Here is a 2,221-nt window from a genome sequence, read left to right as displayed (position 1 = left end):
GGCTAGAGGGTTCTAGCAGAAAGACTTCTCTCTTTCCCTTCACCGGTGCGGTGGGAGGGTGTGAGCCTCGACTCCCCCTCCTCCCGCCGTCCTAGGCTGAGGGGCGGGACGAGTCAAGGACGACCGGACCAGGACGCGACAGGAGATAGCCATGGACTGGCTGCTGTATGCCGGGGACGACCCCGTGCACAAACTTTTGCTGATGCTCATCGCGATCGTGTTGTTCGTCGTGCTGATGGGCATCATCCTCTTCGTGGTCGACCGGCCACGTAACCCCACGCGCTGGTTCGTCGGCTTCGGGTTCACGGGCGCGGCGCTGCTGCTGCTCCTGCTCGGCCTGGTGTACCCGGCGATCCGCACGGTCATCAACTCGTTCATGAACCGCAACAGCACGGAGTTCGTCGGGCTCGACAACTACGTGGTGGCCTTCACCGAGCCCAAGTTCCTCATCGTGCTCGGCAACACGGCGCTCTGGGTGCTGGTCGCCCCGCTCGTGGCCACGTTCCTCGGCCTGCTGTACGCCTACCTGGTCGACAAGAGCCGCTTCGAGGCGGTGGCCAAGGGCCTGGTCTTCCTGCCGATGGCCATCTCGATGGTGGGCGCGTCGATCATCTGGAAGTTCGTCTACGAGTTCAAGCCGGCGGGCGTGAACCAGACCGGCCTGCTCAACCAGTTCATCGTCTGGCTGGGCGGCGAGCCGCAGCAGTTCCTCATCAGCCGGCCCCTGAACACGTTCCTCATCATGGTCGTGTTCATCTGGATCCAGGCGGGCTTCGCGATGACGCTGCTGTCGGCGTCGATCAAGGCGATCCCCGACGACATCATCGAGGCCGCGCGGCTCGACGGCGTCTCCGGCATCGGCATGTTCTGGCGCATCACCATCCCGAGCATCCGGCCCGCGCTGGTGGTCGTGCTCACCACGATCGCGATGACAACACTGAAAACCTTCGACATCGTGCGAACGATGACCGCGGGCCAGTTCAACACCTCGATCGTGGCCCTCGAGTTCTACGACCAGCGGTTCCGGCAGAACGAGGCGGGTCTGAGCGCGGCGCTGGCCGTGCTGCTGTTCGTCATCGTGATCCCGGTGATCATCTACAACGTGCGCCAGCAGCGCCTCTCGGAGGATGTCCGATGAGCACCGTCAAGACAGCCGACGCGGCACCCGAGGTGCCCCGGGCGAAGTCCGACATCAGCGGCCGGGCCCGCAAGGCGCGCAAGGCGCTGTCCAACCCGTGGGCGAGCACCCTCGCCGTCGTCATCGCCATCCTGTGGACCATCCCGACGGTCGGCCTGCTGATCACGTCGTTCCGCCCGGAGCTGGACATCCGGCAGAGCGGCTGGTGGACCGTGTTCGGTTCGGCGTTCGCCGGCGAGGGCGTGTTCTCGCTGCGCAACTACGAGGCCGCGCTGTTCGACGGCTCCACCAACCTGGCCGTGTTCTTCATCAACTCGTTCGTGGTCACGCTGCCGGCGGTGTTCATCCCGATCACCCTCGCGCTGCTGGCCGCGTACGGGTTCGCGTGGGTCGACTTCAAGGGCGCCGACTTCCTGTTCATCGCGGTGTTCGCCCTGCAGATCGTGCCGATCCAGATCACGCTGGTGCCGCTGCTCTCGGCCTACGTGGACCTGGGCATCAACGGCACGTTCTGGACCATCTGGTTGTCGCACTCGATCTTCGCGCTACCGCTCGCGATCTTCCTGCTGCACAACTTCATGAAGGAGATCCCGAGGTCCCTGGTCGAGGCGGCGCGGATGGACGGCGCCGGCCACGTGCAGGTCTTCTTCCGAGTGGTGCTGCCGCTGCTCACGCCGGCGCTGGCGGCGTTCGCCATCTTCCAGTTCCTGTGGGTGTGGAACGACCTGCTGGTCGCCCTGGTCATGGGTGACCTCAACACGTTCCCGCTCACGGTCCGGGTCGCCGAGCTCGCGGGCTCGCGCGGTGGCGACTGGCACCTGCTGTCGGCCGGTGCGTTCATCTCGATGATCGTGCCGCTGATCGTGTTCCTGTCGCTGCAGCGCTACTTCGTGCGCGGCCTGCTGGCGGGTTCGGTCAAGGGCTGACGCCGCAGCAGCCGCAGCAGTCCCCTTCGAGGCCCGGGTTTCTCCTCTTTGACGTCGCTCAAAGAGGAGAAACCCCAGCCCCCCACCTCCCCCCCTTATCCCCCCACCCCACCCCCCTGGGCCCCCCCGCCCACCAACCCTCCTCTCTCTGCCCCCC

Annotated in this window: 2 protein-coding genes; both read left to right on the top strand. The window is 65.8% G+C overall.

Features of this window, described 5'->3' with window-relative positions; all coding sequences use genetic code 11:
* Nucleotides 1–151 precede the first annotated feature (151 nt).
* Complete coding sequence (locus ACFV9Q_RS14855; protein ID WP_377230317.1) at nucleotides 152–1,138, top strand: carbohydrate ABC transporter permease; 987 nt, start codon at nucleotides 152–154, stop codon at nucleotides 1,136–1,138.
* Entirely contained in the window at nucleotides 1,135–2,064 is a 930-nt protein-coding gene (locus ACFV9Q_RS14850) for a carbohydrate ABC transporter permease (RefSeq protein WP_377230318.1), read from the top strand. Before ACFV9Q_RS14855 ends, ACFV9Q_RS14850 begins: the two co-directional genes overlap by 4 nt.
* Nucleotides 2,065–2,221 lie beyond the last annotated feature (157 nt).

The sequence above is a fragment of the Promicromonospora sp. NPDC059942 genome (assembly GCF_042731755.1).
Taxonomy (GTDB): Bacteria; Actinomycetota; Actinomycetes; order Actinomycetales; family Cellulomonadaceae; genus Promicromonospora.
The sequence above is the reverse complement of the archived record's forward strand: the minus strand, read 5'-3'. Positions and strand labels throughout refer to the sequence as shown.